Origin of the sequence: Agrobacterium fabrum str. C58, from assembly GCF_000092025.1 — a bacterium.
Taxonomy (GTDB): domain Bacteria; phylum Pseudomonadota; class Alphaproteobacteria; order Rhizobiales; family Rhizobiaceae; genus Agrobacterium; species Agrobacterium fabrum.
The window spans coordinates 1,172,355-1,191,199 of record NC_003063.2 but is presented as its reverse complement, the minus strand read 5'-3'; the positions used below and the strand labels follow the sequence as shown (position 1 = coordinate 1,191,199).

Genomic DNA, 18,845 nt, shown 5'->3' with positions numbered 1-18,845 from the left:
ATTCTCCGGAGAGACAGACCATGCAGATACCACCCGTTTTCCCCAAAGGCGCAACCCGAACGGAAAACGGAGTGGAGTTCACTGTCTATTCCCGCCACGCCTCGCAAATCGATCTCTGCCTGTTCGATGACGCTGGCGAGAAAGAGACGGCGCGCCTGCCGATGATGCGCGGCGAAGACGACGTTCATCGGCTCACACATGAGAATGCCGGGCCCGGCACGCGATACGGCTTCCGTGCCCACGGCATTTACGCCCCCGAACATGGCCTGTGGTTTGATCCTGCAAAGCTGCTGCTCGACCCCTATGCCACCGAGATCGACCGCCCCTTCCGGCACGATCCCTCGCTTTATGCCTTTGGCGCTGAAACCGGCGCGATCATGCCGAAGGCGATCCTTTCCGCGCATGACCCGGTCAAGCGCCAGCCGCCTCGTTTTGCCGAAGGCGGGTTGATTTACGAACTTGCCGTCAAATCCTTCACCCAGCTGCATCCTTATGTGCCTGAAGATATCAGGGGCACCGTCGCGGCACTGGCGCATCCCGCCATTCTCGCGCATTTGAAAAAAATCGGCGTCGATGCTGTGGAATTGATGCCGATTACCGCCTGGATCGACGAACGCCACCTGCCGCCGCTCGGGCTTTCCAATGCCTGGGGTTATAATCCGGTCGGCTTCATCGCGCTCGATCCGCGCCTCTGCCCCGGCGGTGTGCGGGAACTTCGCGACACCGTTGCAGCTTTGCATGCGGAAGGTATTGGCGTCATTCTCGATCTGGTCTTCAACCATACGGGTGAAAGCGATATCGAAGGCTCGATTCTATCACTGCGCGGCCTCGATAATCTCACCGCTTTCCGTCACCCGCAGGGAAAGCCGGGCGTGCTGGTCAACGATACCGGCACCGGCAATACGGTTGCCTGCGACCACCCCTATATCCGCCAGCTCATCGTCGATTCGCTGCGGCATTTCGTTCTCAACGCCGGCGTGGATGGCTTCCGTTTCGATCTCGCGCCCGTGCTCGGCAGAACAGCCGCGGGTTTCGACATGGCGAGCGAGACGCTGGCCGCCATGCATTCGGACCCGGTGCTTTACGACCGCCTGCTGATCGCCGAACCCTGGGATATCGGCCCCGGCGGTTATCAACTCGGCAATTTCCCTGAGAGTTTCCTGGAGTGGAACGACCGCGCCCGCGATGACATGCGCCGGTTCTGGCGTGGCGATGCCGGCACGACCGGGGCGCTTGCCAATGCGCTGTCCGGCTCCTCGCCGATCTTTTCCCGCCATGGCCGCTTAAAAAGTCGCAGCGTCAATTTCCTTGCCGCCCATGACGGTTTCACCCTGTTCGATCTCGTCAGCCATGAGCGCAAGCACAATGAAAAGAACGGCGAGAACAATCGCGACGGCCACAATGACAACCATTCCTGGAACAATGGTTTTGAAGGCCTGACCGATGATCCCGCCATTGTCGCCGCCCGCCTTGCGGATGTGAAAGCGCTGCTTTCCACGCTTTTCGTCAGCCGCGGCACCCTGATGTTGACGGCGGGCGACGAGGGTGGCCGCAGCCAGCAGGGCAATAACAATGCCTATTGCCAGGACAATGAGATCAGCTGGGTCGACTGGTCATCGCTTGTCCCTGAGTTGATCGACCACACGGCGTTTCTCGCCGCACTGCGCAAGCGCTTCGGTGTGTTTTCTGAGAGTGGCTTCTTCTCCGGCAGGGGCGACGTGACATGGCTTGCCCCGGGCGGCGAACCGATGACGGTTGCTGACTGGGAGAGGCCGGATGGGCAGGCCTTCGCCATGGTGCTTTCCACCCCGGACCGGGAAACCGGCAAAGCTACCGAGCTTGCCGTGCTCATCAATCGCGGCCGTGACATCGTTCCCTTCACCTTGCCGGGCGATGGTTGGCGCTCCATCGGCACGGATTTCGGCAATCCCGCCTTCCTGCCCGCCCGTTCCGTGGTGTTTTATCTGCGCGGTTGATCCCTTCGCGTCACCAGCCGTATAAATCGTGGGAAACAATGCGGACGAGGTAACATGACAAAAGAAATTGCGCTGGCGGAAATAAAGGGCCGCGTCGGCACGGAAATGGGTGTTTCCGACTGGATCACCGTCGACCAGACGATGATTAATGCCTTCGGGAAAGCGACACTGGATGAACAGTTCATCCATATGGACCCCGAGCGCGCCCGTGCTGAAAGCCCTTTTGGCGGCACGATTGCCCATGGGTTCCTGACGCTTTCGCTGCTTTCGGCGCTGAATTACGACGCGCTGCCCCGCATTCGCGAGCAAACCATGGGCATCAATTACGGCTTCGATACCGTCCGTTTCGTCACCCCCGTGAAAAGCGGTGCGCGGGTGCGTGGCCGGTTCACGCTGGCGGAAGCGCGTTTTCGCGGCGCGGCCATGCTGATGACGACCTATGATGTGACAGTGGACATCGAAAACGAAAAAAAGCCGGCGCTCACCGCCCGCTGGACCACCATCAGCCAGTTCAACCCGGAAGACAGGCCAGAAGACGCCTGAGATATGGCTAGGGAGAAACCGCATGCATGACGAAGCCGTGAGGAATGCGTTTCTCGTTCAGGCAAAGGCTTGCGACAGCCTCGGGTCTCCCTTTACCGCACGGCTTTGTCGCGCCGTGGCCGCAAGGCTCGACCGCCAGACGGAGGTGGGCGAGACGATCCTGTCCTGGCCCGGCGATGTCGGCCCCTCCGGTGATTCCGTTCCCCTGCGGCTGGCGGGGGCGCTGCACGCGCTCGCCATTCAAGAAAAGATCGCGCCACTTGTCGATATTCCGCCTGATGACGAGGAGGCGCTGTGGCAGGCCTGCGCCAGCGCCCTGCGGTTCCATCAGGTCTTTATCCTCGAAACGCTGAAATCACCGCCGCAGACCAACGAGGTCCGCCGTTCCGCCGTGCTGTTGCCGGGCTTTCTTTCGATAGCCGAGCGCACCGGCAAGCCGCTCGTGCTGTCCGAGGTGGGGGCGAGCGCCGGGCTCAACCTGCAATTTGACCGATACCGCTATCGTCTCGGCGACTTTGCATGGGGCGAACAATCCGATGTCTTCCTGTCGCCGGAATGGCGCGGCGGCACCCCGCCGGATGGGCGGATCGAGGTCATTGAGCGTGCGGGATGCGACCTCAATCCGCTCGATCCCTCTTCGTCCGAGGACCGCCTGCGGCTGATGTCCTATATCTGGGCCGACCAGACCGACAGGCTGGAGCGCACTGCCGCTGCCTTACGGATCGCGGTGGAGAACGGCCTGCAGGTGGAGAAAGCCGATGCGGTCGACTGGCTGAAACGCCGCCTTGCCACGCAACATACTGGCGCGACCCATGTCGTCTATCACTCCATCGCCTGGCAATATCTGCCGGATGCCCTGAAACAGGCGGGCGAGGCATTGATCGCTGAAGCCGGAGCCCGCGCCACGCCGGAAGCCCCGCTTGCGCGCCTGCAAATGGAGGCGGATGCGACACCTGGCGGTGCCGCAATTACCCTGCAGATATGGCCCACCGGCGATAAACAGGAGATCGGCCGGGCCGATTTCCATGGACAATGGGTGGAATGGCGGGGTTGGAGCGGCTAAACCGCCACGTCGGCCGCCGCTTCCTGCAATAGCCCACCGACATATTCCGCGAAGGAACGCCAGCATTCCACCCGGAATGTATCATCCGCCGTGCGCAGCAGCACCACTTCCGCCTTGCCGAAAACCGTGCGCGAGCAGGCGCCGACAGGGAACCTCGCTTGAGACAGGTCCTGCGGGCAGCCGGCATTGAGTGCGGCTTCCGCGCCCGCGCCAGAAACGTTGACGGCTGTGTTGCGGTGGGAAACATCGGTCGCGGAAAACAGCCCGGAGACGCCGGCAAGCGCCGCCATCAGGTCGCTTTCGCCCTGATCGATCACCAGCCACTCATCCGGGCCGAGCCACAGAGCAAAGCGCAGGCCTGATGTGACGGAGCCTTTCGGGCTGGTGGGAAGCGCAAGGCCTAGTGCTTCCGAAAGCGCCGGCACGGCACTTTCCCGCGCCCGCAACGACAGCCGCGAGGCGGAAGCGGCGGGTTTCAGCGAAACGAACGGCGAACCGCCGTGGAAATCCTCGAGCACGGATTTGCGTTTTGCGTGCAGCATGTCAGCCATTGAGACGGGTTCCTTCCTTGTCGAGGAAGACCATGTCGGTCACTTCGACGGCAATGGTTTTATCGGCAAGCGGAATATAGAGCGTTTCGCCCATGCGCGCCCTGCCATCCGCCACCAGCGCAAAAGCGATGGAGTGGCCGAGATTTTCCGACCAATAGGCGGAGGTGACATGGCCAAGCATGGTCATCGGCTTCGGCTGGTTCGGATCGGTAACGATCTGGCCGCCTTCGTCGGGCACGGTCAGCCTGTCCTTCGTCTTCAAACCGACGAGCTGCTTGCGGCCGGTGCGCGTCAGGTCAATGCGTTTCAGGCCGCGAATGCCGACGAAATCAGTCTTCTTCTTGGAAACGGCCCAGGCGAGCCCGGCATCGTCAGGTGTCACCGTGCCATCCGTATCCTGACCGACGATGATATAGCCCTTTTCCGCACGCAGAATATGCATGGTCTCGGTGCCATAAAGGCACCCGCCGACGGCTTCCGTCCTGTCACGGATCGCGGACCAGACGGCTGCGCCATAGTCGGCCGGCACATTGATTTCGAAACCAAGTTCGCCGGTGAAAGAGACGCGGAAAAGCCGCGTCGGCACACCGCAGAACTTGCCCTCGGCCACCGCCATATGCGGGAAGGCTTCCGGCGACAGATCGATACCTTCGACGAAGGGCGCGATCACCTCGCGCGCCTTCGGCCCCTGCACGGCAATGACCGCCCATTGTTCGGTCGCCGAGGTGAGCCAGACATTGAGATCGGGGAATTCGGTCTGAAGATAATCTTCCATGTGCTGGAGCACACGCGGCGCACCGCCTGTCGTCGTCGTCACATGGAAGCGGTCCTCGGCCAGACGCCCGACAACGCCGTCATCATAAACGAAGCCGTCTTCGCGGGTCATGATGCCATAACGGCAGCGGCCGGGTTTCAGCGTATCCCAGGCATTGGTGTAGATGAGGTTCAGGAACTTCGCCGCATCCGGACCGACCACCTCAATCTTGCCGAGTGTGGAGGCATCGAACACGCCGACGCTTGTCCGCACCGTCTTGCATTCGCGGTTGATCGCCTCATGCATGTCCTCGCCCGCACGCGGGAAGAACCAGGCGCGTTTCCAGTTGCCGACATCTTCGAACACCGCGCCGGCTGCCAGTTCTTCCTCATGCATCGGTGTCTTGCGGGTCGGGTCGAACAGCGCGCCGCGCGAATGGTTGATGAGCGTGCCGAAAGTAACCGGCGTATAGGGCTGGCGGAAGGTGGTGAGACCGACCTTGGGCAAATCCCGGCCAAGCGCTTCCGACGCGATGGCGAGGCCATGCATGTTCGACATCTTGCCCTGATCGGACGCCATGCCATTGGTGGTGAAGCGCTTGATATGCTCGACGGAATGCATGCCCTCGCGCACGGCAAGGCGGATATCCTTGGCGCAGACATCGTGCTGGAAATCGATGAAGGCCTTGACGCCGGTGCCCTCACCCGCCCCTTCGGCCGCACCGATCATGCCACCGGTCCAGGCCCTTGCATTCTCGCCGGAAAACGCCACCGAACCGCCGCCGGCAGCTGCCGCTTCGGCAATGATCGCGACAAGATCGTCCGTGCCGTTGCAGGCGCCAATGGAAACGCAGTTCTGCACATGGATATCAGGCAGGAAACGCTGGTTAGCCGCGTCAAACTTCAGCTTGCCGCGCGATTGTGAGAAGAGATGCACGGACGGCGTCCAGCCCGCCGAAACCACAAGCGCGTCTATGGCGATCTTGCGCTTGTTGGAGCCGCCATTGCGGCCAACGGTCATGGAAGACACGCGCAGGCGGCCGGCGGTGTTGTAAACACTGTGGCCTGCCAGCACTTCGATGCCGAGCGCCCGTGCCTCGTCCAGCAGGCGCTGGTCCGGGTTCTCGCGGCAATCGACGATGGCGGCGATCTTCACGCCGGCCTTTTTCAGGTCGAAGGCTGTCTCATAGGCCGAATCATGAGCCGTATAGACACCGACATTATGGCCAACGGACACGCCGTACTGGTTAAGATAGGTGCGGGCAGCCGCAGCCAGCATGATCCCGGGCCGGTCATTATTGGCAAAGACCATGTGGCGCTCGATTGCACCAGCGGCCAACACCACCTTTTTGGCGCGCACCTGCCACAGCCGCTCGCGCGGCTGGTGTCTGGCCGGCGTGGCGAGATGATCGGTGACGCGCTCCGCCAGCGCCACGAAATTGTGGTTGTAATAACCAAAGGCCGTCGTGCGCGTCAGAACCCGCACATTCGACATGGACTGAAGTTCGGCGAGAACCTTCTGCGCCCACTCGTAACCGGGCAGACCGTCGATCACCGCGCCGGTATCGAAGCGCAGCGCACCGCCGATCTCGGCATTCTCATCCACCAGAATGACGCTGGCGCCTGTTTTCGCCGCCGACAGCGCCGCCGTCAGGCCGGCAACGCCGGCACCGGCGACCAACACGTCGCAATGGGCATAACGGCCGGAATAATGATCAGCATCCGGTTCGCTCGGCGCCTTGCCGAGACCGGCAGCGCGGCGGATCAGCGGTTCGTAAATCTTGTGCCAGGCGGCCTTCGGCCACATGAAGGTCTTATAATAAAAACCGGCCGCGAACATCGGCGACAGGAGGTCGTTGACGGCGCTCAGATCAAAGGACAGCGACGGGAAACGGTTCTGCGAGGCAATGATGGCGCCGTCGAACACCTCCTGCACCGTGGCGCGCACATTGGGCTGCTTGCGTAGGCTGTCTCGCGACACGTCAATCAGCGCGTTCGGCTCCTCCGGTCCGGCAGACAGGAAACCGCGCGGGCGGTGATATTTGAACGAGCGGCCGATCAGATGCACGCCATTGGCCAGAAGCGCTGACGCAACGGTATCGCCCTCCAGCGCCGGATAAATCTTGCCGTCGAAGGTGAAACGCGCGGTTCTGGCCGGGGTGAGGCGACCGGCGCCCTTGATACGATAGTCGCCGCTCATTGTCCGGCTCCCTTTTCTGCGGAAAGGACCGTCTCAGTATCCGGTTTGGGTTCGCCGGCCTTGTAGGTCATCAGGAATTTATCGCTGACGGAATCGCGGGCGGCGTTGAAGAAACGGCCGCAGCCGTGAATGTGACGCCAGCGCTCGAAAACGAGGCCCTTGTCGTTGTCGCGAATGAAGAAATACTCCGCGAAGGCCTCGTCGGAAATATCGGCGATGTTTTCCGGCCGGGCGATATGGGCTTCGCCCGCCCAGCGGAATTCCAGTTCGGAACGGTCTTCCCCGCAATAGGGGCAATGAATCAGAAGCATCGTCGCTCCACCTAGAGAGAGTTTTCCGGAAGTGCTGTTCCGGCGGGTTGGTCACACAGCCGCTTTCCCATGGCTACGAAAGGGGAAAGCCGCTTTAAAAGCTGCTCGAAATTATCGAAGGGACGCAGCGCCGAGGCCCGGCCCATATTGACGATGGCAACCGCCATCATGTCGGTGTCGATCGCGAAGGGGTAGTCCTGCTCGCCATCCTCCTTCTCGCCGACAAAATAGACCATCTTGTCCGCCAGACTTGGCGCACAGAGAAGCAGGCCTTTTTCCGCCATGAAAGGCCAGTCTTTCTCACCCTGCATCTTCCGGATTTTCTGGCTGCGAAAATCCTGTACCTCGGGAATGACGCTGCCGACGGGCACGGCCGCGGCCACGCCGGATATGTTGATCGCAAGCATGGCCGCCGCCAGCATCAATGCGCTACCGCGGCAGCGGCAGCCTCGTCGATAAGCCGGCCGGTACGGAACCGGTCGAGCGTCAGGCCGGCCGCCAGACGATGCGGTTCACCGCGGGCGATGAGATGCGCAAAGAGATTGGCCGAACCCGGCGTTGCCTTGAAGCCGCCCGTACCCCAGCCGCAATTAACGAAGAGGTTCGGCACCGGCGTCACGCTCTGGATGGCGGAACGATCAGGTGTGTTGTCGGTGATGCCGCCCCATTGCCGCATCATCTTCACACGCCGGAAAATCGGGAAGAGCTCGCAGATGGCGTCGAGCGTATGGGTGATGATCTGCAGACCACCGGTCTGGGAATAGGAATTATACTGGTCCGTGCCGGCACCAATCACCAGCTCGCCCTTGTCGGACTGTGAAATATAGGCATGTACCGTGTTGGACATGACAACGCAGGGGAAGATCGGCTTCAGCGGCTCTGACACCAGCGCCTGCAATGGATTGGAATGCAGGGGAACGCGCACATCAGCCATTTTCATGATGACCGAGGAATGGCCAGCGGCGGAGACGCCGATTTTCTTCGCGCCGATGAAACCGCGATTGGTCTCGACGCCAGTTACAGCCCCGTCAGGCCCGCGGCGAATGCCCGTGACCTCGCAGTTCTGGATGATATGCACGCCGCGGTCCGAGGCCGCGCGCGCATAACCCCATGCCACCGCATCGTGGCGCGCCGTGCCGCCGCGGCGCTGAAGGGCAGCACCATTGATGGGATAACGCGCATTGCCTGATATATCGAGCGGCGGGCAATAGGCTTTTGCCTGCTCCGGCGTCAGCCACTCATTGTCGATGCCATAAAGACGGTTGGCATTGATGTGGCGGCTGAAGGATTGCCGATCATGAATATTGTGCGACAGCATCATCACGCCACGCGCCGAATACATGACGTTGTAATTGAGGTCCTGGCTCAAGCCTTCCCACAGTTTCAGGGAATGCTCATAAATATCCATGCTCTCTTCATAGAGATAGTTGGAGCGGATGATGGTGGTGTTACGGCCGGTGTTGCCGCCGCCAAGCCAGCCTTTTTCCAGAACCGCGACATTGGTGATGCCGTGTTCCTTGGCCAGATAATAGGCAGCGCCCAACCCGTGGCCGCCGCCGCCGATGATGATGACATCATAGTCCTTGCGCGGCTCGGGCGAGGCCCATTGCGCATCCCACCCTTTATGACCCCGCAACGCCTCACGCGCCACGGCAAAAACGGAATATTTGCGCATTCGCAGTCTGCTCCTCAAGAACCGGCCAGAGGCCGTAAACATAGTCCCGGCCCGTATCATACACATGGCAAATCGGGAGGGGAGGCAATATTCATTTTGCGACGTCGCAATGATTTTGTTTCGACATTGCGGTCAGAATGCGGGACACGCCGCATTTTGCAGGGGGATTATGCGCTACCGGCTGGACTTGCTGCAAATGATCTGATATTGCACCACACCAATCGCCCGGCTCGCCAGCCGGACGGACCATTTTTGTTTGCGTGCGAATGCCTTTATTCGCACAGCAAGATAACCAAACTAAAGGAACGGGTTTAACGTGCAGGTACTAGTCCGCGACAATAACGTTGATCAGGCGCTCCGCGCCCTGAAGAAAAAGATGCAGCGCGAAGGCATTTTCCGTGAAATGAAGATGCGCGATTATTACGAAAAGCCCTCCCAGAAGCGCGCCCGCGAAAAGGCTGAAGCCGTTCGCCGCGTTCGCAAGCTGGCACGCAAGCGTGCGCAGCGCGAAGGTCTGATTGCGGCCCCGCGCGCGAGCCGTTAATAGGTCGTCTTTTGGACGTTTTTGAATGCTTGTTGGGCGGGGGCGATCAATTCGCCACCGCTCTTTGTGTTTGTGGTCGGAGACAAATCGTGGGACAACGATTATGAGACCGGCCTGCGAGGGAACCCACACCGAATGATCGCTGTCGACGCCTGTGTTGTGAAAAACGCCGATGCCTCCACGCGCCGGTTGCCATTGAAAAACAACAGAGGGTTTCGCGCTTCTCTGGTCATTTGTACTGTGCTTGCCGGTCTTTCCGGCTGTGCGACATCCAACCAGACGGAAGATGTGTTCAGGATCGACCGTGCCCAGGGCTCGCAGGAAAACATCGCCTCGCTCACCTCGGTCATCAACGCCAATCCGCAGGATCCGGAAGGTTACAATGTCCGTGGCTCGGCTTATGGCCGCGCCGGCGATTCGCGCCGCGCCATCGAGGACTTCAACAAGGCGCTGCAGCTGAACCCGCGCTTTTACCAGGCCTACGCCAACCGCGCGCTCGTTTACCGCAATAGCGGACAGCAGCAGCAGGCCCTGCAGGACTACAACGCCGCTCTGCAGATCAATGCAAGCTATGATGTTGCATTGATCGGCCGCGGCAATCTTTACCGCCAGTCCGGCCGCGTGAACGAAGCCTTCAACGATTTCTCCCGCGCCATCGAGCTGGAAACCACCGACGGACGCGCCTGGCACAATCGCGGCCTGATCTACCAGCTGCGCAACCAGCATGCCCAGGCGATCGAGGACTTCTCCAAGGCAATCTCGCTGTCGTCGACATCGCCGGAGCCCTATAACGGCCGCGGCCTTTCTTATGTCGCGCTGAACGACGACGAAAATGCCTTTGCCGATTTCAACCACGCCATTTCGCTCGATGACAAGGTGGCGGAATCCTGGGCCAACCAGGCGCTGGTCTATGAGCGCCGCGGTGACATGGCCAAGGCCGCAAAGTCCTATTCGCACGCAGCGCGGCTCGACCCGAAATACAAGCCGGCGCTCGATGGTGTTGCACGCACGCGCGGCGCGGGCGCTTCCTGATCAAACAGGTACGAACAAAAAAGCCGGCGGGTGTATCACCCGCCGGCTTTTTTAATGGCACCGAAAGCGCCTCAATGGCTGTCGCGGCGCGCCTCGGGCGTGGCGTCGCCCGCCCACAATTCCGCCTGCACTGCGTTTTGAAATTCCATGACCTCGCGCCGCATGGCCGCATCCTCATAACCGAGCGCCATCAGACGGGCGGCCAGTTCGCGGCACTCCTTGCGCCAGAAATCATTCGCCTCCACACCATGCAGTCGGTCGAGCATGGTTGCACATCGTTTTACGTCGGCAATGCGGTTCTTTGCCGGAAAGGCGATTACTTCTGAACTCGTTGTCACGCGGGCACCTTGCTCTTGCTGAGGAATCAATACCGACTTTTTAAAGGCGAGATGGTTAACGAAGTCTGCAGAACGCGTAAGACAGCCTGCAATCGCTGCGTGAGAAGGGTTTCATGCCCTTTGAGAAACATGAAACGGCGTCGCGCGGCAGCCCCGATTGGGGGCAAGTCACCGATTACCGAGCAATTTACCAATCCGGATTACCGAAATTTCATGCGGTTGGCGTTAGAAGAAGTATATATGTGTGTTGAAACAACACCGGTCTCATCGTATATTTCTTGCAAAGAAAAAAAATGCCGCAGCGCAGCCAAAAACGGAGAAATCGTTCTCGGGAGGAGAGCACCATGTATGCACCTCGTGTTTTTTTCAGCATGATCGGTGCATTGCTTGCTTTTGCGGTTGCCACATACTTCATCCACGGATCGTTCTATACCGCCTTCATCCAGACCCTCATCTGTGCCGTCATTCTGCAGGTCGGTTATTTTATTGGGATTCTGGTTCTTGTCAGCAGGGAAAAACGGCGGATGCGGGAAACCTTCTTGCTGGATCGCAACGCCGAGACAATTGCGACGGACACGGTCAAAAGCGCCCCGCCGCATGGTGCCAAACTCACCGATATGTGAGCTTTTAAGAAGCTTCATTTATTGCGTCGCAAAAAAATCGCTTGCATCCACACCCATGACACTTTCTGCTGGCCAAATCCTGACGGTTGGTCAAAGCAGAAGGACAACACATGGTGAGCGGTTCACAGCCCATTTGCGTCATTATCGCTGCGAAAAACGCATCCGAAACGATCGATATCGCCATTCGCTCCGCACTTGTGGAACCTGAGGTCGGCGAGGTCGTGGTGATCGACGACGGTTCCACCGATACGACAAGCGATGTGGCGCATGCGGCGGATGACGGCACGGGGCGGCTAAGGGTTGTGCGATTCGAGGTTAATCGTGGCCCTTCGGCTGCGCGCAACCATGCAATCTCGATTTCCTCTGCCCCGCTCATCAGTATTCTCGATGCGGACGATTTCTTTTTCCGCGGCCGTTTTGCCGCCATGCTGGCCGATGACGACTGGGACCTGGTGGCAGACAATATCGCCTTCATCCAGCAATCGGTTCCCGGCGCATCCTCCATGCAGCCGGCCCGCTTCGAACCGCAGGCGCGGTATCTGTCGCTCACGGAATTCGTGGAAGGCAATATTTCCAGGCCCGGTGTGGAACGCGGAGAAACTGGCTTCTTGAAACCCGTGATACGTCGCGATTTTCTCGACAAACATGCGCTGCGTTATGACGAGGGCCTGCGGCTCGGCGAGGATTACGAACTTTACGTGCGGGCCCTTGCTGCCGGCGCGCGTTACAAGGTCATTCGCCATTGCGGTTACGGCGCGATCGTTCGCGGCAACTCCCTGAGCGGCCGCCATCGCACGGAAGATCTTCGTCGTTTATACGAGGCGGACAACGCCATTCTGGCCGGCTGCCGGCTCTCGGCCGAGGAAAAGGCGATCCTGCGCGAACATGAAAAACACATCCGCGCCAAGTTCGAGCTTCGCCATTTTCTCGATGCAAAAAAGCAGAATGGCATGGGCGGCGCGCTGAGCCATGCCCTGACGCGGCTACCCGCCCTGCCCGCCATCACGCGCGGCATCTGGAGCGACAAGACTGCGCGCTTCCGTAAAACGCCGCCGGTCAGGGATGTGCGTTATCTGCTGGATGGCACGCCGGTTTCGTGAGCGGGAAAGACCACCTCGCCAAACTCTCTGCCGTCATCCTCGGCCCTGTGCCGAGGATCTAATCTCGTTGCAGAAAATCGAAACGTTGCGGATCCTCGGGACAAGCCCGAGGATGACGTCGGCGCAATTGGCATGAACGGCATTGCGAGCAATGACGACAGAGACGTTAGAGAACGGCGTCCCCAAGCGCGAAGGCGGCAAAAAGTTCTCTGCCGCATCTATGGCCTTCACCCTCAAAGATAATCCCGCTTCACCGTTTCCAGAACGGCGGCGAAACGCTCCTTGCGCTCCTCCAGCCGGCCATCCGGGCTGAGGCGCGGTTCCGCGCGGCTTGCCTGCCAGAGTGCCAGCGTGGAAGGCGCGGCCAGTACCTGCTTGGCCAGTTTGCGCAATGACCGGGGTTGCGTTTCCTGTGGCCGCACCAGCACGTCACCCTCATGCGCCGGGCTTCTATGCGCTTGGGCAGAACCGGCCTCGGCGACAACGGGGGCTGACGGCGAGGGGAAACTCATGCCCCAGAAACGCGAGCCTTTTTTCGCGGCCTCGGCGCGGGTGGAGACCGGAACATAACGCGGCTGATAGTCGACACCCACGCTGCCGGCCCAGTCGCTCCATTTGAAGCTGTTGATCGACGGCGAGGTGCTGACCGCAACCCACGGCACGCGGAAGGCATCGGCAAGGATTGCGCCGTGCATGGATTCGGCCACGATGAATTCCGACTGGGCGATGGCACGGATGACCGCTTTCGCCTCGCCCCGCGGGTCGAGATAGGTCAGCCCCGCCGGTTCGCACACGGTTTCCCACATGCCGAATTCCGCCGATTCCCAATGGGGAACGAAGGTCTTCCTGTAAAGCTTGGGCAGACCTTTGAAGTCTGGCATCTCGGTGACCATAACGGCCGGATCGACAATGCCCTTTTCGGGCGCGAGCCCGAGCTTCGCCGCGGTTTTTTCGCCCCGCACGCAGCGAATGTCCCAGAACTCGGTGCTGGTATCTGGCACCGCGCCATAACCATAACCGCTGCCGATCACCAGCTTGCGCTGTTTTCCGGGCAAAAGAACATCGTTCAGGACAGTGCCGACGCCGACCAGCATGACGTCGTCATGCACATCGCGAAGGCCGGGGAGCAGAAAATCCCACAGCCACAGGTTGAGATCGTCACCAAAATTGCCATGATGCGATTCCCAGTGGTAAGGTTTCATGAGGTCACTCCTGGGTAAAAAACATATAAATTCTTGCGGGCGAGAATTCGCTCATCTCGAGCGGACGATTTTTCCTGCACCGAGCTCGAAAGCGGCACGCAGCAGTGCGGGATCACGCATCGCCCATTTGAACAGCAGCCCGAATTGAGGTGCCCTGCGCCGTTTCAGATTGCCGGCCTGGCTCCACAGCGCCTGTTTGCGGGCGGTGTTTTTATAGGAAGCAATCGAGGCCACATCGGCCGGCCGGCGTGAAAAACGCCCCTCCAGCGTATCGAGCGCCACCCAGGTATTGAACTGCTGGCGCAGGAATTCCGGCGAGGTATTGTCGATGCTGTGAAAGATGTTGACGCCCATCCCGCGCATCGCGCCGGCATCGTCACACAGCAGCGTGCGCTTCGATGCGAGGATGGAATCACAGAAAAACAGCACATCTTCGGCCGCCAGTCTGAGCGCTGGATCGAAGCGGATCTTCTCGAAAAGAGGACGGCCGATCACCATGCAGGAGAGATGCAGGAAGCTCCAGTTGCGCAGCATGACGCTTGCGAGATCCGGCAGTTCGATCACCAGCGGTTTCTCGGAAAGTCGTGCCGCACCCTCATTCTTCTCCAGCTCGGAAATGGCGAAATGATAATAAAATTCGTCACTTGCCTGCATGGATGCCCAGTAGCATTCGCCGCCATAGGTGTTAAGCGCGAAGGCGGCATTGCGCAGATGATCGGGGGTCCACATATCGTCGGAATCGAGAAAGGCGACATAGTCTGTGCCATCAGGCACATGGTCGAGACCCGTGTTGCGCGCACCGCCCGGACCGGCATTGGCCTGCTTAATGACAACAATCCGGTCTTTCTGTTCCTGCGAAATTTCCGCAAGCTCCTGATCGATCGGGTATGGCGATTCGTCATCGACGATGACAAGATCGAAGTCCTGGTAAGTCTGCGCAAAAACCGATGCGAGTGCACGTCCCAAGACACCGTGCTGCTTTTGGTAGTAGGGAATGACGACAGTAAATCTTGCCATTGTTTCGCCCCTTGCGTTGATCAAGAAGTGTCGGGCCCGATCCTAAAAGCGGCCCCGATGGTATCGGCAACTCCCAACCGGCTTCCTCCCGCCGGCCTCCAGAAACAGGATGCTTGTATGCCCCCAGCGCCAAATGTAAAGACCATCACCACGAATGTCGGCTGGAGCGTTTTATCAAAAACAGGGACATTCGGGCTTAAGTTTGTCACGGTCCCCATCCTCGCACGTCTCCTCTCTCCGGAAGAGTTCGGGGTGGTGGCGGTAGGACTAACGGTTGTACAGTTCCTGACCATGATTGCCGGCGCGGGACTGACCTCTGCGCTGATCGTCGAGAAGGAAGAGGATATGGATACGATCCATACCGTCTTCTGGGCCAATCTGGCGATCTCCTGCACCATGGCCGCCGTGCTCTACATCTTCGCGGAATTTTTCGGCGGGCTGCTGGGCGCGGTGGAAAGCGCCTACCTGCTGCGCATCATGGCCTTCCTCATTCCATTGCAGCTGGCCGGCGATGTCGCCTATTCGCTCTTGGCCCGGCGGATGAACTTCAGCAAGGACGCGCTCTGGAGCATGGCTTCGGAAAGCATTGCGGCGGTGGTGGCGGTGGCTCTGGCGCTTCTCGGCTTCGGCGTCTGGGCGCTTATCATCCAGCTTTTTGCCGCGGCCCTCATCCGGCTTGTCGGTCTTTACGCCGTCTCGCGCTATTGCCCGCGTTTCGTCATGAAACCGCGCCGACTGGTGCCGCTTCTCGGCTTCAGTTCCGGGCTGATGGGCTCGGAAATCGCTAATTTCGTTACCTTCCAGTCGCCGATGGTGGTCATCGCCAGGCATCTCGGTCTTGCCGATGCCGGCGCCTATTCCGCCTCCAACCGTTTTGCGAGCATCCCCAATCAGGTGGTTCTGTCGGCCGTCATGGGCGTTCTGTTTCCGGCCTTCAGCCGTATGATGGACGATCCCCAGCGCCGCCGCGATGCCCTGATGTTCAGCACGCAGGTGCTGACCGTACTGCTCGCGCCGATGATGTTCGGCCTCTGGGCCGTCGCCGAGCCGGCCATGCTCGTGATCTTCGGGCAGAACTGGGCTTATGCCTGGCCGGTTCTCGGTCTTCTTGCCCTTTCCAAGGCCATTCTCACGCCCTGCAGCACCTTCATCCCCTATCTCAAAGGCGCTGGGTACGGCCGTGTGCTGTTCTGGTCCGCGACGGTCCGCGCCATCGTCACCACGGTTGCGGTGTGGCTTGCCGCCCTTTATGGCACGCTGATCGACGCTATGGTGTGGCTCTGCATCGTCAATGCGGTGACTTTGGTCGCCTATTCCTGGGCCGTGTTCAAGGCAAGCGATACACCGTTTTTCCGCGGCCTCTATGTCAGCAGCAGGCCGATGATCGCGGCGCTGATCATGGCCGTTGCGGTACGTTATCTGCTTCATGCCCTTTCCGGTCATATTCCGAGCGCCACCCTTCAGGTCCTTGTCGGTGCCGCCGCGGGTGGCGTTATCTATGGCGTCCTGATCCTGCTGACCGAAAGGGCGCTGCTGGGAAAAATCCTTGGGATGGTGAAATCACGGCGCATGCGCGATACCGCAACCCAAGGTTAGAAATTTCCTCGGGAAGTACGCCTCATTTCCGCCGTTAACCGGTCCTTGCCGCGGCGCTTGCCTCTGCCGCAGCAAGGCCGGACACTGCTGTTTTTGCAGTGCAACATCACGACAAATGACAAATCCACACAGTTCAGAGATTTTTAACGACGGCCGAATTTCAGAAAAGTTGTTTTATTTCATTTACTTGCTCTTCACCCCCAACAGGAATGGCTAAAACGCCAGACATTCACCCGCAAAATCTAAGCTTGTGTTTTTCCCGCGTCGCCACATTTTATCCCAAAGTCGAAACCAGACTTTCCAGTGCGGGCGCAAGTTCGCTCTGGTTGCAACGCGGCGTGGGGAGACGCCGCCAAATAGGGGTGACTGATGTGACTGTCGATCAGAACCTATCCTCCCGTATCAATTTGATGCGCATATTGTTGATCTCGGGGATCGTGTTCGTGCATGTGCCGCACGATGCCGAGACAAGCCCGTTTCTCGGCCTCTACGGCTTCTTCGACTGGCTGCGGGTTTTCCTGGGCGATGCGCTGTTCCGTATCGGCGTGCCCTGTCTCAGCGCGATATCCGGTTACCTCCTGTTTCGTCGCGGCATGAGCGGTTTCGATTATCCGGCAACGATCCGTTCCAAGTCTAAAACCGTGCTTTTACCCTTCCTGCTGTGGAATGGTGCGCTGTTTGCCGTTGTGCTGCTGGTGCAGTTGTTCGATGTCGGTGTGGGTTATTTCCCCGATCTCTGGAACGCCAGCCCGCGTGAAATCATCAGCCACGGAACGGCGCTCGAAGAGTTGCCGGTGAATGTGCCGCTGTATTTCCTGCGCGATCTCTTCGTCTGCATCCTGCTGTCGCCCGTGCTTGCCTTTCTGATGCGCCGTTTCGCGCTGCCAACACTGGCGATCCTGCTCATCATTACGGCGATGCCTGACCTGACAATCTTCATCGTCCAGAAAAAATCCATCCTCTTCAGCTTTTCGCTCGGCATTGCGCTCGCGCTGCACCGGGTCGATGTCAAGGCGCTCGATCCCTATGCCCTGCCGATCATGGCGCTGACCTTCGCCGCCTCCGCCATGCTGGCGACCGGCCTTTATTTCACCGGCCCGGAATTTACCTTCTGGCTCAACATGTCGCGCAATCTGCTCGCCGTCTTCGGCGCGCTCGGTTTCTGGGTCTCTTCCTCGATCCTCATCCGCAGCCGGCTTGGCCAGCGGCTTGCCGACACCGGCAGCCTGAGCTTTTGGATATTCTGTGCCCATTACCCGTTGCTTGTCATCATGTGGATGGTTTGGAACAAGGGTGGCCCGGACTTCTATCCCGCCTTTTATATCAGCGCGACGCTTTCCGCCTTCGTCATTCTGGTGATCAGCAACGCCCAGACCCGCAAATACCTGCCGGCCATCTATGGCGTGCTGACGGGAAGCCGTAACGGCAAACGCAGGACGAAAGCCGATGTTGCGAACAAACGGAATTCCATCATCGGCCCGCCCACATCCGAAACGCTTTATTCGCAACGACAGAGGTGAACCAATGACAACATTTGTCACCCGCGTTCAGACACGCATTTTTCTTGCCGCAGCCCTCTCGATCACGGCTTTCGCAGCACCGATCCACGCGCAGGAAGACAATGGCACGTCCTTCATCGAGAACTTCGACCAGATGGACAGATCCTTCTGGTACGTCTCCGACGGCTGGAACAACGGCGCGCATCAGAATTGCACTTGGTCAAAGAAACTGGCGACGGTCGAAAACGGCCAGCTGACGCTCGGTTTCGAGGAGGCCAAGGCCGGTGAGCGCAATTTCGCCTGCGGAGAAATCCAGACCAAGGGGCGTTATCGTTACGGCACCTATGAGGCCCGCATGAAGGCCGCTACCGGCTCGGGCTTGAACTCGGCCTTCTTCACCTATATCGGCCCAACCGACAAGAAACCGCACGATGAAATCGACTTCGAGGTGCTGGGAAAGAATACCGGCAAGGTGCAGCTCAACCAGTATATTGCCGCCAAGGGCGGCAATGAGAAGCTGGTGCCGGTGGAAGGCGGCGCCGATGCCGGTTTTAACGACTACGCTTTCGTCTGGGAGCCGCAACGCCTGCGTTATTACGTCAATGGCAAGCTCGTTCATGAAGTGACGGACGAGACGAAAATCCCGCAAAACGCCCAGAAGATTTTCTTCAGCCTGTGGGGAACGGACACGCTGAAGGACTGGATGGGCAAGTTTTCTTATACCGGCGCAACCCAGATGATCGTCGACCGTTTCGCTTTCACGGCGCTCGGCGACAAGTGCCAGTTCCCGGAATCCATCGCCTGCGCCCTCAACTAACCGAT

General features: G+C 59.5%; 18 protein-coding genes. 10 read left to right on the top strand and 8 right to left on the bottom strand.

What is annotated here, in order from left to right; all coding sequences use genetic code 11:
• The first annotated feature begins 20 nt into the window (after positions 1 to 20).
• Genes glgX through ATU_RS19020 form a run of 3 tightly spaced genes read left to right on the top strand, consistent with a single transcriptional unit; the run spans position 21 to position 3,582 of the window.
• Positions 21 to 1,976 carry a glycogen debranching protein GlgX gene (glgX, locus tag ATU_RS19030; RefSeq protein WP_010973544.1) on the top strand — a complete coding sequence of 652 codons (1,956 nt, stop codon included), beginning with the start codon at positions 21 to 23 and terminating at the stop codon, positions 1,974 to 1,976.
• Between the two features lie 54 nt (positions 1,977 to 2,030).
• On the top strand, positions 2,031 to 2,519 hold the full coding sequence (locus ATU_RS19025) for a MaoC family dehydratase (protein WP_010973543.1): 489 nt from the start codon (positions 2,031 to 2,033) through the stop codon (positions 2,517 to 2,519).
• A gap of 22 nt (positions 2,520 to 2,541) precedes the next feature.
• Positions 2,542 to 3,582, top strand: a complete 1,041-nt coding sequence (locus ATU_RS19020; protein ID WP_010973542.1) for a DUF2332 domain-containing protein — start codon at positions 2,542 to 2,544, stop codon at positions 3,580 to 3,582.
• On the opposite strand, the gene ATU_RS19015 is transcribed toward ATU_RS19020, so the two are convergent.
• Genes ATU_RS19015 through ATU_RS18995 form a run of 5 tightly spaced genes read right to left on the bottom strand, consistent with a single transcriptional unit; the run spans position 3,579 to position 9,072 of the window.
• Positions 3,579 to 4,133, bottom strand: coding sequence for a sarcosine oxidase subunit gamma (locus ATU_RS19015; protein WP_010973541.1), 555 nt, complete (start codon positions 4,131 to 4,133; stop codon positions 3,579 to 3,581). The genes ATU_RS19020 and ATU_RS19015 overlap by 4 nt on opposite strands.
• Positions 4,126 to 7,086: a sarcosine oxidase subunit alpha gene (locus tag ATU_RS19010; RefSeq protein ID WP_010973540.1), complete on the bottom strand. Its 2,961-nt coding sequence runs from the start codon at positions 7,084 to 7,086 to the stop codon at positions 4,126 to 4,128. Before ATU_RS19010 ends, ATU_RS19015 begins: the two co-directional genes overlap by 8 nt.
• Positions 7,083 to 7,397 (bottom strand): sarcosine oxidase subunit delta, encoded by a 315-nt coding sequence (locus tag ATU_RS19005; RefSeq protein ID WP_003508553.1) that lies wholly within the window; start codon positions 7,395 to 7,397, stop codon positions 7,083 to 7,085. The genes ATU_RS19010 and ATU_RS19005 overlap by 4 nt, the downstream gene beginning before the upstream one ends.
• Positions 7,398 to 7,408: 11 nt before the next feature.
• Positions 7,409 to 7,819, bottom strand: coding sequence for a hypothetical protein (locus ATU_RS19000; protein ID WP_006313769.1), 411 nt, complete (start codon positions 7,817 to 7,819; stop codon positions 7,409 to 7,411).
• On the bottom strand, positions 7,819 to 9,072 hold the full coding sequence (locus ATU_RS18995; protein WP_003522141.1) for a sarcosine oxidase subunit beta family protein: 1,254 nt from the start codon (positions 9,070 to 9,072) through the stop codon (positions 7,819 to 7,821). Before ATU_RS18995 ends, ATU_RS19000 begins: the two co-directional genes overlap by 1 nt.
• Positions 9,073 to 9,388: 316 nt before the next feature.
• Between ATU_RS18995 and rpsU the strand changes: the two genes are divergently transcribed.
• The gene (gene rpsU, locus ATU_RS18990; protein ID WP_006313768.1) at positions 9,389 to 9,616 is read left to right on the top strand and encodes a 30S ribosomal protein S21; all 228 of its coding nucleotides are present in this window, start codon (positions 9,389 to 9,391) and stop codon (positions 9,614 to 9,616) included.
• Positions 9,617 to 9,751: 135 nt separating this feature from the next.
• Complete coding sequence (locus ATU_RS18985) at positions 9,752 to 10,648, top strand: tetratricopeptide repeat protein (RefSeq protein WP_006313767.1); 897 nt, start codon at positions 9,752 to 9,754, stop codon at positions 10,646 to 10,648.
• 71 nt (positions 10,649 to 10,719) lie between these two features.
• Here ATU_RS18985 and ATU_RS18980 read toward each other — a convergent pair whose 3' ends face one another.
• Positions 10,720 to 10,986, bottom strand: a complete 267-nt coding sequence (locus ATU_RS18980; RefSeq protein ID WP_010973537.1) for a DUF6074 family protein — start codon at positions 10,984 to 10,986, stop codon at positions 10,720 to 10,722.
• Positions 10,987 to 11,330: 344 nt separating this feature from the next.
• On the opposite strand from ATU_RS18980, the gene ATU_RS18975 reads away from it, so the two are divergent.
• The gene (locus ATU_RS18975; protein ID WP_006313765.1) at positions 11,331 to 11,609 is read left to right on the top strand and encodes an exopolysaccharide production repressor protein; all 279 of its coding nucleotides are present in this window, start codon (positions 11,331 to 11,333) and stop codon (positions 11,607 to 11,609) included.
• Positions 11,610 to 11,719: 110 nt separating this feature from the next.
• Positions 11,720 to 12,709 carry a glycosyltransferase family 2 protein gene (locus ATU_RS18970; RefSeq protein ID WP_010973536.1) on the top strand — a complete coding sequence of 330 codons (990 nt, stop codon included), beginning with the start codon at positions 11,720 to 11,722 and terminating at the stop codon, positions 12,707 to 12,709.
• Positions 12,710 to 12,942: 233 nt separating this feature from the next.
• Here the strand turns inward: ATU_RS18970 and ATU_RS18965 are convergent, their stop codons facing one another.
• Both ATU_RS18965 and ATU_RS18960 read right to left on the bottom strand, forming a co-directional pair.
• Positions 12,943 to 13,911, bottom strand: coding sequence for a polysaccharide pyruvyl transferase family protein (locus ATU_RS18965; protein WP_010973535.1), 969 nt, complete (start codon positions 13,909 to 13,911; stop codon positions 12,943 to 12,945).
• A 51-nt stretch (positions 13,912 to 13,962) separates the two neighbouring features.
• On the bottom strand, positions 13,963 to 14,928 hold the full coding sequence (locus ATU_RS18960; protein ID WP_010973534.1) for a glycosyltransferase family A protein: 966 nt from the start codon (positions 14,926 to 14,928) through the stop codon (positions 13,963 to 13,965).
• A gap of 117 nt (positions 14,929 to 15,045) precedes the next feature.
• On the opposite strand from ATU_RS18960, the gene ATU_RS18955 reads away from it, so the two are divergent.
• From ATU_RS18955 to exoK, 3 genes are all read left to right on the top strand, one after another.
• Complete coding sequence (locus ATU_RS18955) at positions 15,046 to 16,524, top strand: lipopolysaccharide biosynthesis protein (RefSeq protein ID WP_010973533.1); 1,479 nt, start codon at positions 15,046 to 15,048, stop codon at positions 16,522 to 16,524.
• 371 nt (positions 16,525 to 16,895) lie between these two features.
• Positions 16,896 to 18,044 carry an acyltransferase family protein gene (locus ATU_RS18950; RefSeq protein WP_010973532.1) on the top strand — a complete coding sequence of 383 codons (1,149 nt, stop codon included), beginning with the start codon at positions 16,896 to 16,898 and terminating at the stop codon, positions 18,042 to 18,044.
• A 4-nt stretch (positions 18,045 to 18,048) separates the two neighbouring features.
• Positions 18,049 to 18,840, top strand: a complete 792-nt coding sequence (gene exoK / locus ATU_RS18945) for an endo-1,3-1,4-beta-glycanase ExoK (protein ID WP_010973531.1) — start codon at positions 18,049 to 18,051, stop codon at positions 18,838 to 18,840.
• Positions 18,841 to 18,845: the final 5 nt, after the last annotated feature.